General features: G+C 44.3%; 17 protein-coding genes and 1 pseudogene. 11 read left to right on the forward strand and 7 right to left on the reverse strand.

Going from position 1 to position 19961, the window contains the following annotated elements:
• Positions 1 to 182: 182 nt before the first annotated feature.
• Positions 183 to 1775 carry a nitric oxide reductase transcriptional regulator NorR gene (gene norR / locus BCT34_RS10760; protein WP_076651146.1) on the forward strand — a complete coding sequence of 531 codons (1593 nt, stop codon included), beginning with the start codon at positions 183 to 185 and terminating at the stop codon, positions 1773 to 1775.
• A gap of 89 nt (positions 1776 to 1864) precedes the next feature.
• Positions 1865 to 2224 (forward strand): glutaredoxin, encoded by a 360-nt coding sequence (locus BCT34_RS10765; RefSeq protein WP_076651145.1) that lies wholly within the window; start codon positions 1865 to 1867, stop codon positions 2222 to 2224.
• A 106-nt stretch (positions 2225 to 2330) separates the two neighbouring features.
• On the opposite strand, the gene BCT34_RS10770 is transcribed toward BCT34_RS10765, so the two are convergent.
• Positions 2331 to 2966 (reverse strand): OmpA family protein, encoded by a 636-nt coding sequence (locus BCT34_RS10770; protein ID WP_076651144.1) that lies wholly within the window; start codon positions 2964 to 2966, stop codon positions 2331 to 2333.
• A 270-nt stretch (positions 2967 to 3236) separates the two neighbouring features.
• On the opposite strand from BCT34_RS10770, the gene BCT34_RS10780 reads away from it, so the two are divergent.
• From BCT34_RS10780 to BCT34_RS10805, 6 genes are all read left to right on the forward strand, one after another.
• Positions 3237 to 3863: a thioredoxin domain-containing protein gene (locus BCT34_RS10780; RefSeq protein WP_076651143.1), complete on the forward strand. Its 627-nt coding sequence runs from the start codon at positions 3237 to 3239 to the stop codon at positions 3861 to 3863.
• A gap of 75 nt (positions 3864 to 3938) precedes the next feature.
• Complete coding sequence (locus tag BCT34_RS10785; protein WP_076651142.1) at positions 3939 to 4412, forward strand: FKBP-type peptidyl-prolyl cis-trans isomerase; 474 nt, start codon at positions 3939 to 3941, stop codon at positions 4410 to 4412.
• A 160-nt stretch (positions 4413 to 4572) separates the two neighbouring features.
• Positions 4573 to 5166 carry a TetR/AcrR family transcriptional regulator gene (locus BCT34_RS10790; protein ID WP_076651141.1) on the forward strand — a complete coding sequence of 198 codons (594 nt, stop codon included), beginning with the start codon at positions 4573 to 4575 and terminating at the stop codon, positions 5164 to 5166.
• A 151-nt stretch (positions 5167 to 5317) separates the two neighbouring features.
• A complete protein-coding gene (locus BCT34_RS10795) occupies positions 5318 to 6349 on the forward strand; it encodes an NADP-dependent oxidoreductase (RefSeq protein ID WP_076651140.1) in 1032 nt (343 codons plus the stop codon).
• Positions 6350 to 6373: 24 nt separating this feature from the next.
• Positions 6374 to 6994 carry a glutathione S-transferase gene (locus BCT34_RS10800; RefSeq protein ID WP_076651139.1) on the forward strand — a complete coding sequence of 207 codons (621 nt, stop codon included), beginning with the start codon at positions 6374 to 6376 and terminating at the stop codon, positions 6992 to 6994.
• Between the two features lie 151 nt (positions 6995 to 7145).
• Positions 7146 to 8822 (forward strand): RluA family pseudouridine synthase, encoded by a 1677-nt coding sequence (locus BCT34_RS10805; protein ID WP_076651138.1) that lies wholly within the window; start codon positions 7146 to 7148, stop codon positions 8820 to 8822.
• Between the two features lie 134 nt (positions 8823 to 8956).
• On the opposite strand, the gene BCT34_RS10810 is transcribed toward BCT34_RS10805, so the two are convergent.
• From BCT34_RS10810 to BCT34_RS10820, 3 genes are all read right to left on the reverse strand, one after another.
• A complete protein-coding gene (locus tag BCT34_RS10810; protein WP_076651137.1) occupies positions 8957 to 9250 on the reverse strand; it encodes a YkgJ family cysteine cluster protein in 294 nt (97 codons plus the stop codon).
• A gap of 175 nt (positions 9251 to 9425) precedes the next feature.
• Positions 9426 to 10610, reverse strand: coding sequence for a D-alanyl-D-alanine carboxypeptidase family protein (locus BCT34_RS10815; RefSeq protein ID WP_076651136.1), 1185 nt, complete (start codon positions 10608 to 10610; stop codon positions 9426 to 9428).
• A 178-nt stretch (positions 10611 to 10788) separates the two neighbouring features.
• Positions 10789 to 11376 carry a DUF4136 domain-containing protein gene (locus tag BCT34_RS10820; RefSeq protein WP_076651135.1) on the reverse strand — a complete coding sequence of 196 codons (588 nt, stop codon included), beginning with the start codon at positions 11374 to 11376 and terminating at the stop codon, positions 10789 to 10791.
• Between the two features lie 268 nt (positions 11377 to 11644).
• Here BCT34_RS10820 and BCT34_RS10825 point away from each other — a divergent pair, with 268 nt between their 5' ends.
• A complete protein-coding gene (locus BCT34_RS10825; RefSeq protein ID WP_010430226.1) occupies positions 11645 to 11899 on the forward strand; it encodes a YgjV family protein in 255 nt (84 codons plus the stop codon).
• A 138-nt stretch (positions 11900 to 12037) separates the two neighbouring features.
• Here BCT34_RS10825 and BCT34_RS10830 read toward each other — a convergent pair whose 3' ends face one another.
• The gene (locus BCT34_RS10830; protein WP_076651134.1) at positions 12038 to 13501 is read right to left on the reverse strand and encodes a sensor domain-containing diguanylate cyclase; all 1464 of its coding nucleotides are present in this window, start codon (positions 13499 to 13501) and stop codon (positions 12038 to 12040) included.
• A 293-nt stretch (positions 13502 to 13794) separates the two neighbouring features.
• Positions 13795 to 16962 carry a glycosyl hydrolase family 18 protein gene (locus tag BCT34_RS10835; RefSeq protein WP_076651133.1) on the reverse strand — a complete coding sequence of 1056 codons (3168 nt, stop codon included), beginning with the start codon at positions 16960 to 16962 and terminating at the stop codon, positions 13795 to 13797.
• 451 nt (positions 16963 to 17413) lie between these two features.
• Between BCT34_RS10835 and BCT34_RS10845 the strand changes: the two genes are divergently transcribed.
• A complete protein-coding gene (locus BCT34_RS10845; RefSeq protein ID WP_076651132.1) occupies positions 17414 to 19000 on the forward strand; it encodes a BCCT family transporter in 1587 nt (528 codons plus the stop codon).
• 140 nt (positions 19001 to 19140) lie between these two features.
• Here the strand turns inward: BCT34_RS10845 and BCT34_RS10850 are convergent, their stop codons facing one another.
• A complete protein-coding gene (locus BCT34_RS10850; protein ID WP_076651131.1) occupies positions 19141 to 19503 on the reverse strand; it encodes a RidA family protein in 363 nt (120 codons plus the stop codon).
• A gap of 280 nt (positions 19504 to 19783) precedes the next feature.
• Here BCT34_RS10850 and BCT34_RS10855 point away from each other — a divergent pair.
• Positions 19784 to 19942, forward strand: a pseudogene (locus BCT34_RS10855) (DUF417 family protein); the annotation flags it as partial.
• Positions 19943 to 19961 lie beyond the last annotated feature (19 nt).

The raw sequence follows: 19961 nt of genomic DNA on the forward strand, positions 1-19961 counted from the left end.
TTCCAATCAGAGCTATAATATGAATTCCACGACTCTCATTGCACAATCAGTGCCAAGTTTATCAATCCCCGCCATTACTGGTTTTATTCTCAAAACCCATCTTATAAAAATGTCAAAAAGACCTTTTTTTTAAGTCTATAAGACTCTATTATGTAGATAAACACACACAGTTAGAGTTTTTTATGCAAGATATCTCCGCATCTACCCTCATGGAAATGACCATTGGCCTCGCGAGTGGTGTGAACGATCAAGATCGTTTTAATCGCCTTATTGATGCCATTCGTAAAACTATAACGTGTGATTGTGTCGCGCTTTTAAGCCTTCAAGGCGACACTTTAGTCCCTATTGCAATGCAAGGGCTTAGTCGAGATACATTCGGTCGTCGCTTTATTATTTCAGAACACCCTCGTTTTGAAGAAATCTGCGCGTCTCGCTCTCCTGTTCGTTTCGATGCCGACAGCTCCCTACCCGATCCTTTCGATGGCCTGCTGATAGACCATGATGGCGATCTGCCAATGCACGCTTGCATGGGCCTACCTTTGCTCTTTGGCGACAAGCTATTAGGGGTTCTAACTCTAGATAGCCTAAAACCTGATGTCTTCGCTAATATCCCGGCTCGCAACCTCGAAGTACTGGCTGCTATTGCGGCGTCATCCATGCAGATGGCACTAACCTTCTCGCAACTTGAACATCAAGCAAAACAGTCAAAGCAATTACTGGAAGAGTTGAACGTAGAAGCGTGGGAACGTGACGGCGGCGAGTTGATTGGTAACAGTGATACCATGGTCGCGCTTAAGAATGACATCGCGGTTGTCGCACCGTCTGAATTCAATATCTTGATTCACGGTGACACGGGGGTTGGTAAAGAGCTAGTAGCTCGTACCCTGCACCACCAATCACAACGTAAACGTAACCCACTCGTCTACGTAAACTGTGCTGCAATTCCTGAAAACTTAGTGGAGAGTGAACTGTTTGGTCACGTTCGTGGCGCGTTTACTGGCGCAGACAAAAACCGCTTAGGTAAGTTTGCGTTAGCCGATGGTGGCACGCTGTTCTTAGATGAAATTGGTGAATTACCCTTAACTGCGCAAAGTAAGTTACTGCGTGCACTGCAAAACAACGAAATCCAACCTGTTGGCCAAGACAATATCCAAACTATTGATGTTCGTGTTCTGGCTGCAACCAACCGAGACTTAAAGCAAGAAGTTGAAGACGGTCGATTCAGAGCCGATTTATACCACCGACTGAGTGTGTACCCTATCGCGGTACCTGCCCTGAAAGATCGTGGTGACGACATCAGCTTACTAGCTGGCTTCTTCCTAGAACAAGCGCGTCGTAAGCTTGGTATCAACCAAGTCAAGTTCCGCTCTGACGTTCTTTCTTTCCTAAACCGTTACGGTTGGCCAGGTAACGTGCGTGAACTTGAGCACGTGATCAGCCGTTCAGCACTGAAAGCGTTAGCACGTAGTACCAATAAAAACTTGGTGACAATTACCAAGGAAGATTGTGGTCCACTCGACCAAGACCAGCCAATTGCGACGACACAGGCGAAGAACACACCGTTATCAACACCAACGATCGACCTTTCTGCAGGGCTACGCGGTGCAACGGATGATTTTCAACGCAGTATCATTACTGAGGTATTAGAAGATGCCAACTTTAACTGGGCACAAGCAGGCCGTGTTCTGAAAACAGACCGAGCAAACCTGACTCGACTGTCTAAGCGTTTAGGGTTAAATGTGGCTAAGTCTCACACGATCGAACGGACAAAATAGATATTAGCGGTTTGTTGCGAGCATCTGGCAAAACTTGTGTATATAATGCTGCAAATTGTAACGCTAATTTTAAATATGTAGAGAGAGTTATGAAGTTTATCCGTTGGTTCTTAGGTCGTGTCATCTTGTTATTGAATTTTGTTTTCAGCCCGCATGGTGTGAAACGCTCTCAAGAAGAGCAAAACAAAGTGAATGAACAAGCAAAAACGCACACGTTATACCAATTCGAAGCGTGCCCATTTTGTGTGAAAGTGCGCCGCGCGATGAAACGTCAATCGGTTCAATTTGAACTTCGTGATGCAAAAAACAACGAACAATACCGTGCCGAGCTTGAGGCTGGTGGCGGTCGTGTGAAAGTGCCTTGCCTACGTATTGAAAAAGACGGCAAAACTGAGTGGATGTACGAATCTTCAGATATCGTGACTTACTTAGAGAAGCAGTTTGCATAAGCGGTAAAGCAACAGAAGCCAAATACAAAAAATCCCTCGAATGTGAGGGATTTTTTATATCTGGTATCTGTGCGCTGTTCTAGCTTGAGAGCACAAACACCAACGGCTATTTAGCGACAATCAGCATCAATTCTACACGGCGGTTACACGCCTTGCCTTGCGCTGACGCGTTGGTACAAGCGGGAACATACTCACCAAAGCCGCGAGTATAAATAGAACGGCTCGACACGTAGTTACTTTCTAAGCGTGCCTTCACTTCTTTTGCGCGCTGCTCTGAAAGTGGATCGTTGATTCGATCTGTACCCGTGTTGTCCGTATGTCCTTCAATGACTACATCTATATCTTGGCGTTGAGCAAGATAACTGCCTAGTGTGTCTAACCATTGATTATAAGCTGGCTCTGGGAATGCTGAACCTGTTTTAAAGTTCACGTGTTGTTCAAGCTTTACCATCACATGGTTACCCGGCAACACTTCAAAATCGATACGGTTTTGTCTTAAAAAGACTTCCAGCGGATCGTTCGTTGATACGCCACGTCCGTAGTTGGTAGTGATGGTTCTTTGATGATGAGTACTGCTCTGAATAGAGTAACCGCGATTACTTGCTGCATGAGTCGTTTGAACCACACCCCATTCAGGATGCATCAAGTCGTAATCGGTTTGCGGCGCAGTTTCTAGCATGTTACCGCCAAGTAAATCAGTTGGTGATGTGGCTTCACACCCAACCAAAGCTATGCTTAACATTATCGCTAAATATCTCATTACTTCACCAACCACTCATGCAGATAAACCATTCACTGATGTCTATATCGGCACCGAGAGAAAAACTTTAGACGAAAACTTTATACCAAAAGCAAACAGAACAAAAAAAGTGCTGTTGATCACAGTTAACCGTCAACTAGCCTGTCATCACCCGCTAGTTCGAACTGTTTGCATTTATTTACCTTATAATTGTTTTCCAATTCGTACTAAATAGTTAGAATCTCACGACTTCTCAACGCTAGAGCAAACATTATGTTTAAACCATTTACCAAATTCATCACAGCAATTGCCGCCGTACTTATTATCGCGGGTTGTAGTGAAACAGACGAGCCGCAAAAAGGCGTTCAATACGAAGCGCTTCCAACTGCTCTAACAGAATTTAACTTGTCTCCGATCACTGAAATCTTCTCTCTTAACTGTGGTCACTGCCGTCAAATGGAAAGTGCAATTCCAGAGATTGAATCTCTAACAGATCAAACTGTTGGCAAGATGCACGTGACGTTCAACGAAAGTGCTCAAATCAGTGCAATGATCTACTACACAGCAGTAATGCAGCTTGATGCTAAGCCTGACCACGCGTTCATGGACGACCTATTTGGTGCAGTTCAAATGGGTGCCGATGCAACACCAGAGCAGCGCCAACAAGTACTAGAGACAGCGTTTACTTCTCGCGGTTTGGTTAGCCCATACCAACTGAATAAAGAACAGCAAGTTGCTCTTTTCGACTACGTTAAAAAAGCAGAAGAGATCTCAGTAAAAGGTCAGATCAACTCAGTACCAACCTTTATCATCAACGGTAAATACCAAGTACTAACAGCAGGTCACCAAGACGTTGCTGGCATTGCGAAAACGATCAACTACCTTTTGACTCAACCATAATCGCGATTTTGCCAGCGAATTAACGCATTCTGTATTAACTACGAAATTCTGCACTCAATATAAATAGGTTTTACTATGTCTAAATTTGTCATCCCGGTCATTGTCTTTCTTTTGGCGGGTTTCATGATTTACCGTACTTGGACGAATCATAAGTCTGGCGGAGAAAACTTCGAACAAGGCCAACAATTTCTAATTGAAAACGGCACTAAAGAAGGCGTGATTACGACTGAAAGCGGTCTTCAATACCTTGTTCTTGAAGAAGGTACAGGCACAGAGCACCCAACTAAAAACAGCAAAGTAACGGTTCATTACCATGGTACACTTATTGACGGCACTGTTTTTGACAGCTCTGTTGAGCGTGGCGAGCCAATCTCATTTGCACTTAAGCAAGTAATCAAAGGCTGGCAAGAAGGTTTGACTTACATGGTTGAAGGCCAAAAAGTCCGCCTATTTATTCCAAGCACTCTAGCTTACGGTAAAGGTGGTTCTGGTCCTATCCCACCATCAGCTACATTGATTTTTGATGTTGAGTTAATCTCTATCCAATAATCTAATCGCTATAAAATAAGCTTCTTATTTAAGCCCCAACATATGAGCTATGTTGGGGCTTTTTTACATCTGTACATTTGAAGACACCTTTGCACTGCACAATATCCCCTCCAAAAACCGACCACTAGACGACTGGTCTAATTTAACTTATAGTAACGCCATGAATGAGAAAACAAATGACACACGCCTGCATATTTTAGATGTTGGCTATCAATTAATAGTGAGCAACGGCTTTAACGGCGTTGGCCTATCGCAATTGCTTAAAGAAGCGAACGTACCGAAAGGATCGTTTTATCACTACTTTAAATCGAAAGAGCAATTTGGTGAGGCGCTGATCCAACACTATTTTGAAAACTACATCACTAAGATTGAAGCCATTTTAGTCCACGGTGAAGGTAATCATTCTCAGCGAATCTTGAGCTATTTCTCGCTATGGGCGAAGACCGAGAACGGTACCTGTAATGCTCATAAGTGCTTAGTCGTTAAGCTCAGTGCTGAGGTTTCCGACCTTTCTGATCCTATGCGTCAAGCTCTTCTAAATGGTGCTGAGAAAGTAACAACAACCATTCAACAATGTATCGTTGGCGGGATTAAAGATGGCTCTATCTCGGTAGAAAACAGCCAAGAAGCCGCTCAGAATCTATACTCCATGTGGTTAGGTGCAAGCTTATTGAGCAAACTGAGCCAGAGCTCTCATAGCTTAGAATCGGCATTAAGCCTTACTGAACGCATTTTAAGAGGTGAGAGCCAATAACGCGCACCGCATTTTATTCACTTTTATTTGCTTGAACTTAAGACAAACTACCCGCCCACTTATCAGTTCGATGACGGCGGGATTTTTAGAGAACAAAACTAGACGACTGGTCTAATTCTAGATAAACATAATATAAAATTAAGGATATCCAATGACTCAACAAGACAATCGCCGCATCGTATTGGCTTCTCGCCCTGTTGGCGCACCGACTCAAGATAACTTCCGCTTAGAAACAGTGGCAGCACCAACAATTAACGACGGCGAGATGTTACTTCGCTCAGTTTACCTCTCTCTTGACCCTTATATGCGTGGCCGAATGAGCGACGCGAAGTCTTACGCAGACCCAGTTGCCATCGATGATGTGATGGTAGGTGCAACCGTGTGTCAGGTTGAAGCGTCAAACAACAGCGACTTTGAAGTGGGCGAATGGGTCTTGGCGTACACAGGTTGGCAAGATTATGGTGTTTCGAACGGTGAAGGCCTTATCAAACTAGGCAAAGAGCCGACTCACCCCTCTTACGCACTTGGCATCATGGGCATGCCAGGCTTTACCGCTTACATGGGTTTACTCGATATCGGCCAACCGAAAGAAGGCGATACCTTAGTCGTGGCTGCGGCGACAGGCCCTGTAGGCGCAACGGTTGGACAAATCGGTAAACTGAAAGGATGTCGCGTCATTGGTGTGGCTGGCGGTAAAGAGAAATGCCAGTACGCGAAAGAGGTTCTTGGCTTTGATGAATGTATCGACCACAAGGCAGACGACTTTGCTGAACAACTGGCGAAAGCATGTGACAACGGCATCGACGTTTACTTTGAAAACGTTGGCGGTAAGGTATTCGATGCAGTAATGCCTCTTCTAAACACAGGTGCTCGAATCCCAGTTTGTGGCCTTATCTCACAATACAATGCTACATCTCTTCCTGAAGGACCAGACCGCATGTCTAGCCTGATGGGCACTCTTCTAGTTAAGCGCATTAAAATGCAAGGCTTCATCATCTTTGATGACTACGCACACCGTTACAACGAGTTTGCGGTTCAAATGACCGAATGGCTGTCTCAAGGAAAAATGCACTACCGCGAGCACCTAATTGAAGGCTTAGATGAAGCTCCACAAGCATTCATGGGTCTATTGGAAGGCCAGAACTTCGGCAAACTTGTTATCAAAACTAACGAACCAAAATAGCTTAAAGATAGAATAGGCAGAATTATGATTACTTTACATCACCTGAATAAATCACGTTCGAAGCGCATCATCTGGTTATTGGAAGAGCTTGGTGTCGACTATCAAATCAAACCTTACCAACGAGACAGTGTCACGTTTTTAGCACCACCTGAATTGAAGTCGGTTCACCCTCTTGGTAAATCTCCTGTCATTGAAGACGATGGCGTCGTGATCACTGAGTCTGGTGCTATAACGGAATACCTAATCGACAAATACGGTCAAGGTAAGTTCGCACCTACACGCGGCACCGCAGACTACGTGGAATATTCACAATGGCTTCACTTCGCTGAAAGCTCAGGTATTTTACCAATGTTGCTTAAGATCTTCGTGATGAAAGACGGCTGTGAGACTAACTTCCTAGGCGGTTATGCAGACGATGAAAACCAAAAAATCTTAACTTATGTGAATAATGCACTTGAAGGTAAAACCTACTTGGTTGCAGACACACTCACCGGTGCAGATTTTATGATGTCGTTCATCGTAGAAATCGTGGGTAACTTTGGTGCAACTGCGCCTTACCCGAACATCACTAAATACGGTGAGCTTTTAGCGAGCCACCCTGCTTATCAAAAAGCAGAGCAATTAGAGTTAGAACACTCCAATTAATCGCGATCTGTGCCATTAAATGCTTCCATAGCATGAACATGACAAACTAAATGAAGCCAAAGCCGATTTATCTTCCGCTTTGGCTTCTCATTTAGCTTCATTTCGACAACAATACCGAACTCTAACAGAACAGCCATAGAGTTTGATCTTAATGCCAGCAAGCCTCGCTCAATACACACCTCTGCACCTAGCAAACACGAATGTAGATTTAGCGCTACCGACTCGTTTTACGTTTCCGTATTACTATACCCCGCACCCTACGTGTGAATTAGCTATGCTGGATCTTCAACAGTCACTTGTCGACTGTGGTGTAAATGAAAACTCGCTAGGTAATCTCTACGCTGTGCTTCTTGTTCAGAACTCAACAACACTAGAGCTAGGTTACTTATCTGCATTCTCAGGCTTGCAGTTGGATCCATCTCTGGTTTCTCAATTACAAAATATTAGTTTTGTTCCACCCGCGTTCGACTTGGAACAATTTCAATCACAAAACAGTGAAAGCCTCGATCGCCAATTGCAACTAGCGGACGATATTGAAAATCTACAACAATCGCACAACCTAGACGAATTATTGGCTGAACTGGAAGCGTTAAAAGTGGAATCAGCTCAGTCTATCGAAGCCTTTCAGTTAGCCATGGCCGCGAACAAAGCTCAGCGTAACGAACTCAGAGAGCAAGCCAATCAAGAAAAGGCGTTAGGAAATCTAGAGTCAGCGGCTAATTTGCTCAAACAATTGGGCAATCAAAGTAGCCAAGAGAAGCGCGACCTAAAAGCGCTTCGTATTGAATGGAAACACAAGACCGCAGAGCGTCAATCACAAGTTGATGCGATTGAAAGCGAGCTGAAAAACCGTAAACAAGATCACCAAGCCATTTCAGAGCAGTTAGAAACTCAACGTCTATCGCACTATCGGTTTTTCAATCAAGCCAAGCAATCTAAGAATTTACTCGAGTTACTCGATAACAAAAACGCACTTGAAGGTTCTGGCGACTGCTGCCTACCTAAGCTGCTTAACTTCGCCTTTGAGTACGGATTTAAACCGTTAGCATTATCTGAATTTTGGTGGGGATTACCGCCTACAGATATCATTCGACAACATGGAAACCTCTACCCGGTTTGTCAGAGCAAAAGCTTTGAGATCCTCGAACACCAGCTAAATGGCATTGAGCTAGAAGATAACCCGCTTATCGTAAACCCTGCGGTTGGCAAATCTTTTGATATTGTTTATGAAGACGACGAGATCGTAGTCGTCAATAAGCCTGAAGAGTTTTTGTCGGTTCCTGGTAAGTTTATCGAAGACTCGATTTATACACGTATTAAAGCGCGTTACCCGGATGCGACTGGCCCTTTGATCATCCATAGATTGGATATGTCGACGTCTGGCTTATTGATCTTGGCGCTCACGGCAGAATCCAACAAACACATCCAGAAGCAGTTCATCGATAGAACCGTTGAGAAACGCTACACCGCTTTGTTAGATGGTGAAGTAACGGGGGAATCTGGCGATATCAGCCTTCCTTTACGCGGCGATATCACAGACAGACCAAGACAGCTTGTTTGCCACCAACACGGCCGAAATGCAGAGACCCATTGGCAAGTGGTTGGTGCTCATAATGGCAAAACGAAGGTGCACTTGTACCCTAGAACAGGGCGAACCCACCAGCTGCGAGTACACTGCGCTCACCCACAAGGGCTTGGTGTTCCGATTCGAGGTGATGACCTATATGGCTACAAGCGCGAACGACTACACTTGCATGCTGGCTACTTAAAGTTGATTCACCCGACAACCGGTGAATGGATGGAGTTTGAAGTGCCTTCTGAGTTCTAAATGGACTCGTACTCACGCAACGCTAAACCGATAGAAACGAATCAGGGCTTTATATCAGATCGAGATATAAAGCCCTGACTTAAAAGAAATCGTACGTTGATTTAAAACATGGGTAAAGGAGCTGAAACCGCAGCCTAACCCATCACCTCTTTTCGCTGGTCGACACACTCAAAAGAGCCCATTTCGAACTCACGACAGATCCATGGTCGGTTTTCGTAGATAGTACACATCAATGTTTCTCTATCTACCGCGGAACACCAACCATCATCCAGGCGCTTCATGGTTTCACCGCCCCATTCATCATAAGCGATGTGCTCTTCAGGTACGCCCGTATCTGTGATGATCATAACCTCTAAACGACAACAGCATGCCTGACAATTGGCACAAGTTACTTCAGGTTCGGTTACGTTCTTTATCTCTATCGTCATAAGTGACTACACTGCTAAATTTTGCGTATAGTAATCGAAACCGCCCGCTACGGCTAATAAAGATGGTGCGGTGCGCTGTTTTCATTGATATAGAAATAACAATGGGCGCTGTGATTCACTCACAACACCCATCATATTTATGTTTTTCATTGTAGCTAATCGCCACAAGCTCTATTTAGAATAGGCTTGCGAAGAACAGCTTAACGTAATCCATTAAACGTTTGAACAACCCGCCCTGCTCAACCGCTTCCAGCGCGATCAAAGGTTGAGTTTGAACATCTTCACCATCAACGGTGTAATGAACCACACCTAGCGTTTGGCCTTCTGCAATTGGAGCTTTAAGTTCAGAGTTAAGCTCGATAGATGCAGTCAGCTTTTTGCTATCTGACTTAGGTAGCGTAATGAACGTGTCTTCTGCCACACCGAGTTTCAATGTGTCTTGCTCACCAAACCACACCTTCTCTTCAGCCACTTGATCTCCGCCTTGATGCGGATTTAGCGTATCAAAGAAGCGGAAACCATAGCTCAATAACTGTTTGCTGTCTGATTCACGGCTCTTAACGCTTGATGCGCCCATCACAACCGCGATAAGTCTCATCTCGCCTTGTGTCGCTGAACTCGCCAAACTGTAGCCTGCACCAGAGGTGTAGCCTGTTTTCATGCCATCAACGGTCAAGCTTCTATCACGCAACAAGCCATTACGGTTGTGTTGTGTGATGCCGTTGTAACTGAAAGAACGCTCACTGTATAAGCCATACACATCCGGTAAATCACGAATGATGGCACGACCGAGTAGCGCAATATCGTAAGGGGTCGAATAGAGATCGTCAGCGTCTAAGCCATGTGCATTGGCAAAGTGGGTGTTTTCTAGTTTGAGCGATGTCGCCCAAGAGTTCATAAGGTCCACAAATGCATCTTGTGAGCCCGCAACGTGTTCCGCAATTGCAACACTTGCATCGTTACCTGATTGAATAATCAAGCCACGGTAAAGATCCATCATCGCGACATCAGTATTGACTTCGATAAACATCTTTGAAGAGTCAGGGAATTTCTTTGCCCACGCGTTCTCGCTGATTCGTACTTGATCGTCAGCAGAGATATTACCTCGCTTCATCTCTTGTCCAGCCACATAGCTGGTCATCAGCTTGGTCAAACTCGCTGGATTTAACTTTGTGTGTGCGTTTTTTTCTACTAACACATCACCGGAATTAAAGTCGATTAACACATACCCTTTAGCGCCTAAGCTAGGTGGAGTCGGTACGATAGAAGGTGCTGCGATAGCTGCATCGCTAACCATCGCTGCGTTACTTACAATGAATATACTTAATAGAGGGAGAGAGTATTTGGAGAACAGTTTCATTGAATCAAACCTAAGTTAACGTTTTGTGCAGTATAGACAAATGCTAGCAAAAGAAGCGCGAACTTTACGTTGCTTTACGTATTTGTACCGTTCGTTACAAATAAAAAAGTATAATCTGCGATCTGACCATATTTCCAACAGCTACTATTGGCTCAATGAATACATCCAATGCCTAATTCTATCGTTCTGGCATACGTCTAAATAACATTTCAATAAAGCCAGTAATACGCTTTTTGCTCTCGCTTGGCTCTAAATCAGGTTGGATGCCAGACTGTGCTAATGCTTGCCACTGTACGACTTGAGAGTTAGGTACGAAAAACGCAATGTACAACGATCCTTTCTCCGCAACTTTACCTTCACCATCATAAAATGGCACACCAGTAGACAACTGAATCGCATCGAAAATCGACTCATCGTTCAGTTCCGATTCTTCCGCCAACCCAAAACCTACAACAACATCACCTACACCTTCCTGTTTTAGCTGATAACCTTTAATTGAGAGTTGCTCCTGAATCGACTCACGCACTAAATCAGTAACCACGGTTTCATCGTATTTTTGAGAAAGATAAACCTTTTCTGACTCAGGGTGCCATGAGTACGTCACTACTCCGTTTTTCATGAAATAAAAATCACCGCTCGTAACCACACCATAGCTGTGTGAGGGTGGCACTTCTTGTGAAGTACATGCTGTTAGTCCAACAGCGAGTATAGCTAACAACGCTGCCTTTTTTATGCTTTTTGTTGCACAAATGGATCGTTTTATCATTCGCGGCTTCCTTACCTATATAAGAATAACTATTAATTAACCTTCCAACATAAATAGTAATTATGTTAATAGAAAGGTCATTAAACGTTTGCGTAATCGCTAACCTTCACTACTGTTCGTTTTGGGGGTTTAATCACAAAAACAGAGTTGGTATAGTCTACCTCGTTAAACATAACCAGACCATTCGAGGCACGGAGCTTCCTCAATCATCTCATGAAGAGAAGAATTGGTACCGACAAAGTATCGGCAAATTTAAGAGGGTCAAACAATGGAATTCAATATGGTTGAAATTTTAGGTTACGCGGCATCTATTATGGTCGCAATTTCATTAACAATGAAAGATATCGTTCGTCTGCGTGTCCTTAACTTTATTGGCTGTACTCTCTTTACAGCATACGGCGTTATGATTGACGCATGGCCAGTTGTCGCGACCAACGGTTTCATCGCTTGTGTAAACATCTACTTCCTTGCAAAAATGCAAAAGGAAAAAAAAACGGAAGCGATGAAAGCAGCGAAAGCTTAAATTAGCGGATCGCACTTCAAATAATTCTGAAAAAGCCCAAATAGAGCGTTCTATTTGGGCTTTTTTGTGTCTTTCGTTCACAAGACTATGATTTGTTTGCATTAGGTCTTTAAGTACTTCTAGTATTCCGCTATCACATTACATGTAAGCAACCCGATATTCATTCTCTCGATACATCTGAGTATTATTACGCCCACTTTCTTTTGCTTGATAAAGCGCTTTATCGGCTTGATCGATAGCGGTTTCAATATCAGTCAATGCTTGGGCATGACAACAACCGGCACTGATTGTTACTGGGGACACTAAACCTTGTAATTGCTGAATACAGAGCCTGAGTGCCTCAGACAATTCGAATAACTCACGTTCATCACAATCAAACGTCACCAAAATAAACTCTTCACCGCCATAGCGTGCAATCAAACGACGACGATTAACAAATCGCTTGAGTGATTTTGCGACTTCACAGATAACCCTATCGCCTTGAGCGTGACCATATTGATCATTCACACGTTTGAAATGGTCAATATCAAGCAAAATGACACCGACATTTGTTAGCGAATTAGGAGACCTTTGAGCAATTTTCAGCTTTAACTGCTCGATAAAACTCCGCCGGCTAGGAAGACCCGTGAGGTAATCGAGGCTCGCAACATCCAGAATTTTGAGGTGACGATGCCGCAGATAAAGCACCAATACGACAATAATGCACAGTAAACTCACCACTAGAGCCATCAAACTAATAAACAACAGGCTGTGATTTCGATTAAGTTCTTGTTCTAGGATACCTGCTGAAATGACCCAATTCAGATAAGGGTAAAACTTATAGAAGACATTTTTACTGCTCGTGCCGCTATCACTGGAAACCGAGTAGCTGAAATGACCTTCAGGTTTGGTGGCGATTCGGTCAATAAGGAGTTGAGACGAGTAGCCTATCAAAGATTGCAATGACTTATGTTCATAATCTGGATGAAGCACTAAGTCACCCTTCAGATCAATAATATACACATATCCGCTATCACCAAACGCATACTTTCTCAGTTTGTCTTTTAGGCCTTCAATATCGACCAAATACATCAGTTCTTCTTTATAGGTTGTAGCAACCAAAGTGTTACCACTCGGTAGCCTCATGGAATAGGCGACCTTGGCACGCCGACTAATCTCATGAGGATTGGCGTGAAAGTATTCGCTCATACCAGAGTCAATACTGAGCTGTTTTTGGATATGAGTAAGATGCCCGCGCTTCTTACCTTGCAAGAATGGATGATAAAGGTGGACGCCTTGTGGTGACATCAAATAGATATAACCCGATTGTCCAATGTGCAGCTCGCTGGCAATTTGCTTTACCTGTTCAATTTCTTGTTCTGGCGTTGCGTGCCATACATGGGATGCAACAGTATCCGTAATTCCTTTGAGGTATGTCTTTATCGCCTCATTAACTGTGGTATCGACAATGTCATAGCTCGCATTCACGATCGTACGAAAAAACAGTTGGTTAGATTCTAATAATGACTTCTCAGTTCGATTAAATTGGACAGCAGAAAGAATCATCGACACGACGGCGAGTGCAATGGAAAAACGAAGAATGTATTTACGTGTGACTTTCAAGATTACCCCATAGATTTATAATTTAGGTAACGCTGCTATTTCTCTTATATACATACTGTTTTATATCATGTTTTTGTTTTTTACTGAACGAGTGTCGATATTATGACTCATTTATATACGCAATCTGTGACTTATAGCAAAAACGCCGAACTGGATTCAGTTCGGCGTTTTAATTTGACGTTTAAATCGGTGACTTAATTCTTAATAAAGCTCTGATAAATAGGCGTAAAACATTCATACATACTATTAATTACTACATTCTATAACCTATAAATGCATTGCTTAGCCTTAGATTAAGAACAAACCTGAGTCCAGCTACCGTCGCTACCCGGTTCAGAGCTTGTCCACCAGTTAGCTTGGTAAATACTACCGTTGTGAACGACTTGGTCACCCGTGTTTGCATGGCTTGGATTACCTGCCCAATCTTTTTGAGGTAAATCTGGGTAAACAGTTAAACCTGCAGTATCACATGTACCAGGGTTTGTACCGCCATCGCCAGGGTTACCGCCGCCAGAGCTAATATCACCTAATGGTAGATCCGGCTGCTCAAAGCTAAAGGCATAGTCAACACCACCAACATTCACCGCGTAGTTAGCAGGGCCAGAAATCGGCAAGTAATACACCATATCTAGCTCATACACGCCACCAGCAGGCAGTTCTTTCCATGCAGGTAATGTGAAGGCTACTCGGTGCATAGTACCGTCTAACCCACCGATGTTATCCGCACGAGTATGGCCTGAAGCAATCACCGTCAAACCACCGCCCGATTGATCTTTCGCGTTATCAGGTGCTGATACAGGGATATCGAATTGGAACTCAGTTCCACCCGGAAGTGCTTGCCCTGTGTTGTTCGTGAACGTGATCTTAGGGTTGATTGGGTAGTTTTGGTCACCGACTTTGAAGCCACCAACCGATACGGTGATATCTAACGCTTCTGTTGGGATAGCACCCGTCGCAACTTTGTTTCCATATGGGGTTGCTGACTTAAACTTATCGTAGATAGCTTTGGTCATTGTGTTACCCATGTGGAACTCACCGTTACCGCTATTACATGCTTGCTCAGTGGTATCGATAGACGTTCGGTTGCCATTCGCATCGAGTACATAACAGTTATAGTCCCCTGCTAGTTCCCAGAACATAATGCCGCCAATCTCTTTATCGATAACGTAGTCCGCTTTCACATCGATAGACTGTTTATCTTCCGTTGAAAGGAATACGCCCTTCTCTGCATTCCATAACCAAGGAGCAACCGCCACGCTGTCGTAGTTACGCGTATAAGTACCCGTCAATACATCAGAAGGATCGTTTACAGGATCAAGCTTGTAAGCATCCGCGTAAGAACCCCAAATTCCTTTTTCTAGGTTCTTTGCGTGCCACATTGGGTTTGAACCCGCGCCCATTTCGTTGCCTTTCGGATCGGTATCGTGCCACATGTTATCGATACCAATAGCGCCATGACCACAGTTGTTCTTCTCACCTTCACCGGTACCCGCCGCACATTCAGATTGGTTAGGCAGTGCAGCTCGGCCCCAAAGACCATTCTCGCCACCCGTTACACCTTGCCAACCACGAGTGTAGTAAGGCACACCGATGTTAATACGACCTGCAGGCATAGAGCCGCGGAAGTAATGGTAAGCCCAATCTGTGTTCAAATAACCGATGCCACCGTAAGCCGCAGTGCCGTAAACGTTCCACTGTGCTAACTCTGAATCTTTACCTGTATCAAACAAGGCAGCGTTATGACCAACGTGATCGTTCCATGCACCGTGAAGGTCGTAAGACATAATGTTGACGTAATCGAGGTATTTAGTTACATCGAATGTTTCCATACCGCGCAATAGGTAGCCAGAAGAAGGTGCCGCGATAGTCAACATGTAGTGATTGCCATCTTCAGCAGACGCCACATCAAGCTTCTCACGCAGCACTTTCATCAATACTTGGTACGAAGCCCATAGGTACTGACGACGTGGTTCCATGAAATCTTTGTCATACGGGTTACCAGCGCCCGCCATTGAGGTTGGGTATTCGTAATCGATATCTAGACCATCGAACTGGTATTTACGAAGCATTTCAACCGCTGAAGTCGCGAATGTTTCGATACCTTGATGGTTGATAGAGCCATCAGCATTGGTCGTCATCGTGTAGAAACCACCATCAGCAACTCGGCTACCGTCAGTCGCAAAGTGACCGCCCGTTTCAGCCCAACCACCGATTGAGATTAACGTTTTAACACCATGTTTTTTCTTCGCTGTTGCGAGCGCACCAAAGTGGCCTTTGAAGCCTAATGCAGGATCAACTTCTACACCCGGCCACTCTTTACCTACTGCGGCGTTATTCGGATCGTTTACATCACCCACGTTTACTTTACCGTCTGAACCAATGCTCACGAACGCGTAGTTAATGTGTGTAAGTTGTTCCCAAGGAATATCATTTACTAGGTAAGCTGCTTGCGGGTCATCCCCTGCACGCCAGCTTGTGAAGTAACCAATCACACGACGTGGGTGATCCGCGCCCATTTTCTCACGACCTTCATCATCGTAAATCGTACAGTAGGGAACATCGACACCTTGAGTTTGATACAAGCCATCAGGACGACAAGAGCTCACCGTTGGAGCGCCGTTCACTGTCAAAGAAGCCAAAGCCGAATCAGTCGTTGCGCCTTGGTCGTCTGTCGCTTTCGCGTAAACTGCTAAAGAGCCTGCTTGAGTGGTTGTGTAATCGAGTGTGTAAGGACTTGTCGCTGCTGTACCCACAAGAGCACCCGCTACGTAGAAATCAACCTTATCAACTGTACCATCGCTATCTGCTGCCGTTGCTGTCAGTGTGACAACACCACCAACATCAACAGACGTTGCTGAAAGTGTCACTGAAACTGTTGGCGCTTCATTACCCGGTTGTGCTGAATCAACAGAAACTGAAACCGCGCTTGCAACACTTGCTGCGCCTTCATTATCCGTTGCAACAGCTGAAACTTGATGGCTACCAGACGTTGCTGCCCAAGCCGCTTCAAATGGTGCCGCTGTCACTACTGCAACCGAAGAACCATCGACAAAGAATTCTACGGAAGCAACACTGCCATCAGCGTCTAGTGCGGTTGCACTCAATACGACATTATCACCTTCAACAATCACATCGGATGCCGTTGGCGCTGTTAGCGAAGCGGTTGGCGCTTCATTTGGTGTACCGCCGCCTCCATTACCGCTACACACATCCAGTTTTTTCCACTGTGCGTAATCACCTTCAAATTGGCTCGGGTTGTTGTTTTGATTCCAGTAATTCGCTGAGTACGCGCTGCCGTCATGTGAAACCTGATCACCACCGGTGTAAACCGTGGCTGAATCCCACGTTTCTAGCGTTGAACAATCAACAGCTGCATAACTGTTGAACGCCATCAAGCATGACGCGGTGAGAGTACTGAGTGTAAAAACCTTCTTGGCCACTCTTCCTTGGTTTAGGTGCATGTTAGCTATCCCTTAAGTTGTTGTTTCAAGATGTTTAATCTAAATGGCATTTTCCTTACCACTTAAATCTCTTCGCAAAACAACTGTAGGTAACAGCGCCAATTAAACACCTAAAATATTCAGTATTTATAAAATGACTCGCATTAATTTGTTTATAGCATGCAATGAGTCGACACTTATTTTGCACCAACAACTAATATTAATTTATTTCGGAAAGCTAAAAAATAATGTCTCAAAAATCGGAAATGTGATTCAGGTTTGAGAAAAAAATTCGTATTAAATCTAACCAAAAAGTAGAGATTTATGGGTGATTTGGTGTTCTTTTTGGAATTCGCCCACTTTTTGATAACAAATGTGTTAGTATCGGCGGCTTTTTTGACGAACCTCACATTTCTATGCAAGTGTGGGAGAAATACATAGGCTTGAAAGAGCCAAATATAGCGAAGAAATAATGTCCAACTTGACGCAAGTCGCCAACGAAAACATCAACGCAGAATCTACTTCTATCGATTTCAATAAAGCTCAATCTTTGGGTGAAAAACTGGAACTCGGAAACCCAGTCTTTTGGCTTAGTGGTAGTTTTTTAACCCTCTTTGTCATCCTCGCTTTCACCAACACCTCCGTGTTGTCCGAACTTGTTAACATCGGCTTTAGTTATTCAACTAAGTGGTTTGGTGCTTTCTGGCAAGTCCTACTACTACTCAATTTCATTATCGGTTTAGTGCTCGCACTGGGTCGCACAGGCCACGTTCGTTTAGGAACACTTGCCCTACCAGAAATGACCACCTTCAAATGGATGTCTATCGTCCTGTGTACACTCCTAGCGGGTGGTGGTGTGTTCTGGGCAGCGGCAGAGCCAATTGCTCACTTTGTTTCAGCTCCGCCACTTTATGGCAACGCTGATCCACAAGAGATGGCTTTCAATGCCTTATCACAATCTTTCATGCACTGGGGTTTTCTTGCATGGGCAATCCTAGGTGGCTTGTCTTCCATCGTGTTAATGCATCTGCATTACGACAAAGGTCTCCCTCTTAAGCCCCGCACTCTGCTTTACCCTGTCCTAGGCGACAAAGCGATTAATAGCTGGGTTGGTAACGTAGTCGATGCATGCAGTATTGTTGCTGTTGCCGCAGGTACTATCGGCCCTATCGGCTTCCTTGGTCTACAAATCAGCTACGCTCTGAGCGAACTGTTTGGCATTTCAGATACATTCGCAACGCAAAGTGTCGTGATTATCTTTGCTATCGCTATGTACACGCTTTCTGCTTTGAGCGGCGTGAACAAGGGCATCCAACTGGTAAGCCGTTACAACATCATCTTGTCTGTGTGTCTAATCGGATACATCCTTTTAGTTGGCCCAACGAGCTTCATCGTTGACGGTTACCTGCAAGGCATGGGCGAAATGGTTGATAACTTCATCCCAATGGCGCTTTACCGCCAAGACACTGCTTGGTTAGGTGGCTGGACAGTATTCTTCTGGGGTTGGTTCTTAGGCTATGGTCCAATGATGGCTATATTTATCGCTCGCATCTCACGCGGCCGTACTATTCGCCAAATGATCGTTTCTATCAGCATCGTTGCACCGCTTGTTACGTGTTTCTGGTTCAGCATCGTCGGTGGTAGTGGTTTAGCGTTTGAACTAGAGAATCCAGGTGTAATTTCTAGCGCGTTCGAAGGTTTCAACCTTCCAGCTGTGTTACTGGCTATTACTGCACAACTGCCGTTCCCTACTCTAATTGCGATTCTGTTCCTAATCCTGACAACCACGTTCATTGTGACGACAGGTGACTCAATGACTTACACGATCAGTGTGGTAATGACAGGCACAACAGAGCCAAACGCAGCGGTACGTACCTTCTGGGGTATCATCATGGGTGCAGTTGCAATCGCACTTATCTCAATGGGCGCTGGCGGTATTTCTGCTCTACAGTCGTTCATTGTAATTACAGCTGTTCCTGTTTCGTTCATCTTACTGCCGTGTTTATGGCACGCACCAAAGATCGCGAAGCAGATGGCAAGAGATCAAGGCATCGCTTAATACCTAGTTTGATATAGTCTCGGTAGCGTACAAAACGAAAAAGCCACTCAAGTGATTCACCTGAGTGGCTTTTTTATCTGCTAATTGTCTAAGTGATTGATGCTTATGTCTACTAACGCTTATATCTGCAGTATTCAGGCTTATTGAAACTTCTCACCCGCAGCAACCATAAACGACATCTCAACCAATAACTCAGGGTTAGCAAGTTCAGCTTTCACGCACGCACGGCTTGGCGCACAACCTTCAGGAAACCACGCTTCCCACACTTCATTGAGTGCATCAAAGTTAGCGAAATCCGTTAGGTAAATCGTCACCGACAAGACGCGAGATTTATCGCTGTCGACCAAACGCATCATTTCTTCAGCTTGATCAAAAATTTGTTGAACCTGACTCTTAATGCCTGCCGTTGTGTCCGTCTCTGCCACTTCAACAAAGCTTGCGATTCCGTTAAAAACAGTCACATCAGACCAACGTTTAGTCGGGTTAATTCTATGAATTTTCACGGGTTATACTCTTCTTATAATTAGGGTGAACATCAACGTAATCTAATCCAAATTCCCAGTGTTGAAAACAAAAATTGGAAAACTCGTTTTACCTTTCGAACAGTACTTTGCCTACCTATTGCTTCGGTTATCTACATCACTGGATTTTCCGTTCATATCGAGACAATAAGTCGCCATCCAATAGAAATCTGGATAAATCTATTAAGTATTATTATCAACGCGAAATTTAATCTGAACTCTTGCGGTCATATTCGGTGATTTTATTAAATGGAGTACTTTTATGCATGTTCAAACCTATGATTTAAAACAGAGTAATGTGGGATACAACCTAGGCGTGATTGGCGTAGCATTAGTGTTAGTTTGGATTGGAATCTACAAATTCACCCCTACAGAAGCAATGCTCATTGAACCTCTAATCGCAAACCACCCCGCAATAAACTAATGCCGATCGTTTAAGA

The sequence above is a fragment of the Vibrio sp. 10N.261.45.E2 genome, from assembly GCF_002875705.1.
Taxonomy (GTDB): domain Bacteria; phylum Pseudomonadota; class Gammaproteobacteria; order Enterobacterales; family Vibrionaceae; genus Vibrio.

What these genes read in the sequence shown, in the direction of transcription:
- BCT34_RS10795 (WP_076651140.1), top strand. Translation starts at nt 5,318, where the DNA reads ATGACTCAACAAGACAATCGCCGCATCGTATTGGCTTCTCGCCCTGTT.
- BCT34_RS10785 (WP_076651142.1), top strand. Translation starts at nt 3,939, where the DNA reads ATGTCTAAATTTGTCATCCCGGTCATTGTCTTTCTTTTGGCGGGTTTC.
- BCT34_RS10800 (WP_076651139.1), top strand. Translation starts at nt 6,374, where the DNA reads ATGATTACTTTACATCACCTGAATAAATCACGTTCGAAGCGCATCATC.
- BCT34_RS10805 (WP_076651138.1), top strand. Translation starts at nt 7,146, where the DNA reads ATGCCAGCAAGCCTCGCTCAATACACACCTCTGCACCTAGCAAACACG.
- BCT34_RS10810 (WP_076651137.1), bottom strand. Translation starts at nt 9,250, where the DNA reads ATGACGATAGAGATAAAGAACGTAACCGAACCTGAAGTAACTTGTGCC.
- BCT34_RS10815 (WP_076651136.1), bottom strand. Translation starts at nt 10,610, where the DNA reads ATGAAACTGTTCTCCAAATACTCTCTCCCTCTATTAAGTATATTCATT.
- BCT34_RS10790 (WP_076651141.1), top strand. Translation starts at nt 4,573, where the DNA reads ATGAATGAGAAAACAAATGACACACGCCTGCATATTTTAGATGTTGGC.
- BCT34_RS10835 (WP_076651133.1), bottom strand. Translation starts at nt 16,962, where the DNA reads ATGCACCTAAACCAAGGAAGAGTGGCCAAGAAGGTTTTTACACTCAGT.
- BCT34_RS10765 (WP_076651145.1), top strand. Translation starts at nt 1,865, where the DNA reads ATGAAGTTTATCCGTTGGTTCTTAGGTCGTGTCATCTTGTTATTGAAT.
- norR (WP_076651146.1), top strand. Translation starts at nt 183, where the DNA reads ATGCAAGATATCTCCGCATCTACCCTCATGGAAATGACCATTGGCCTC.
- BCT34_RS10825 (WP_010430226.1), top strand. Translation starts at nt 11,645, where the DNA reads ATGGAATTCAATATGGTTGAAATTTTAGGTTACGCGGCATCTATTATG.
- BCT34_RS10820 (WP_076651135.1), bottom strand. Translation starts at nt 11,376, where the DNA reads ATGATAAAACGATCCATTTGTGCAACAAAAAGCATAAAAAAGGCAGCG.
- BCT34_RS10780 (WP_076651143.1), top strand. Translation starts at nt 3,237, where the DNA reads ATGTTTAAACCATTTACCAAATTCATCACAGCAATTGCCGCCGTACTT.
- BCT34_RS10845 (WP_076651132.1), top strand. Translation starts at nt 17,414, where the DNA reads ATGTCCAACTTGACGCAAGTCGCCAACGAAAACATCAACGCAGAATCT.
- BCT34_RS10770 (WP_076651144.1), bottom strand. Translation starts at nt 2,966, where the DNA reads ATGTTAAGCATAGCTTTGGTTGGGTGTGAAGCCACATCACCAACTGAT.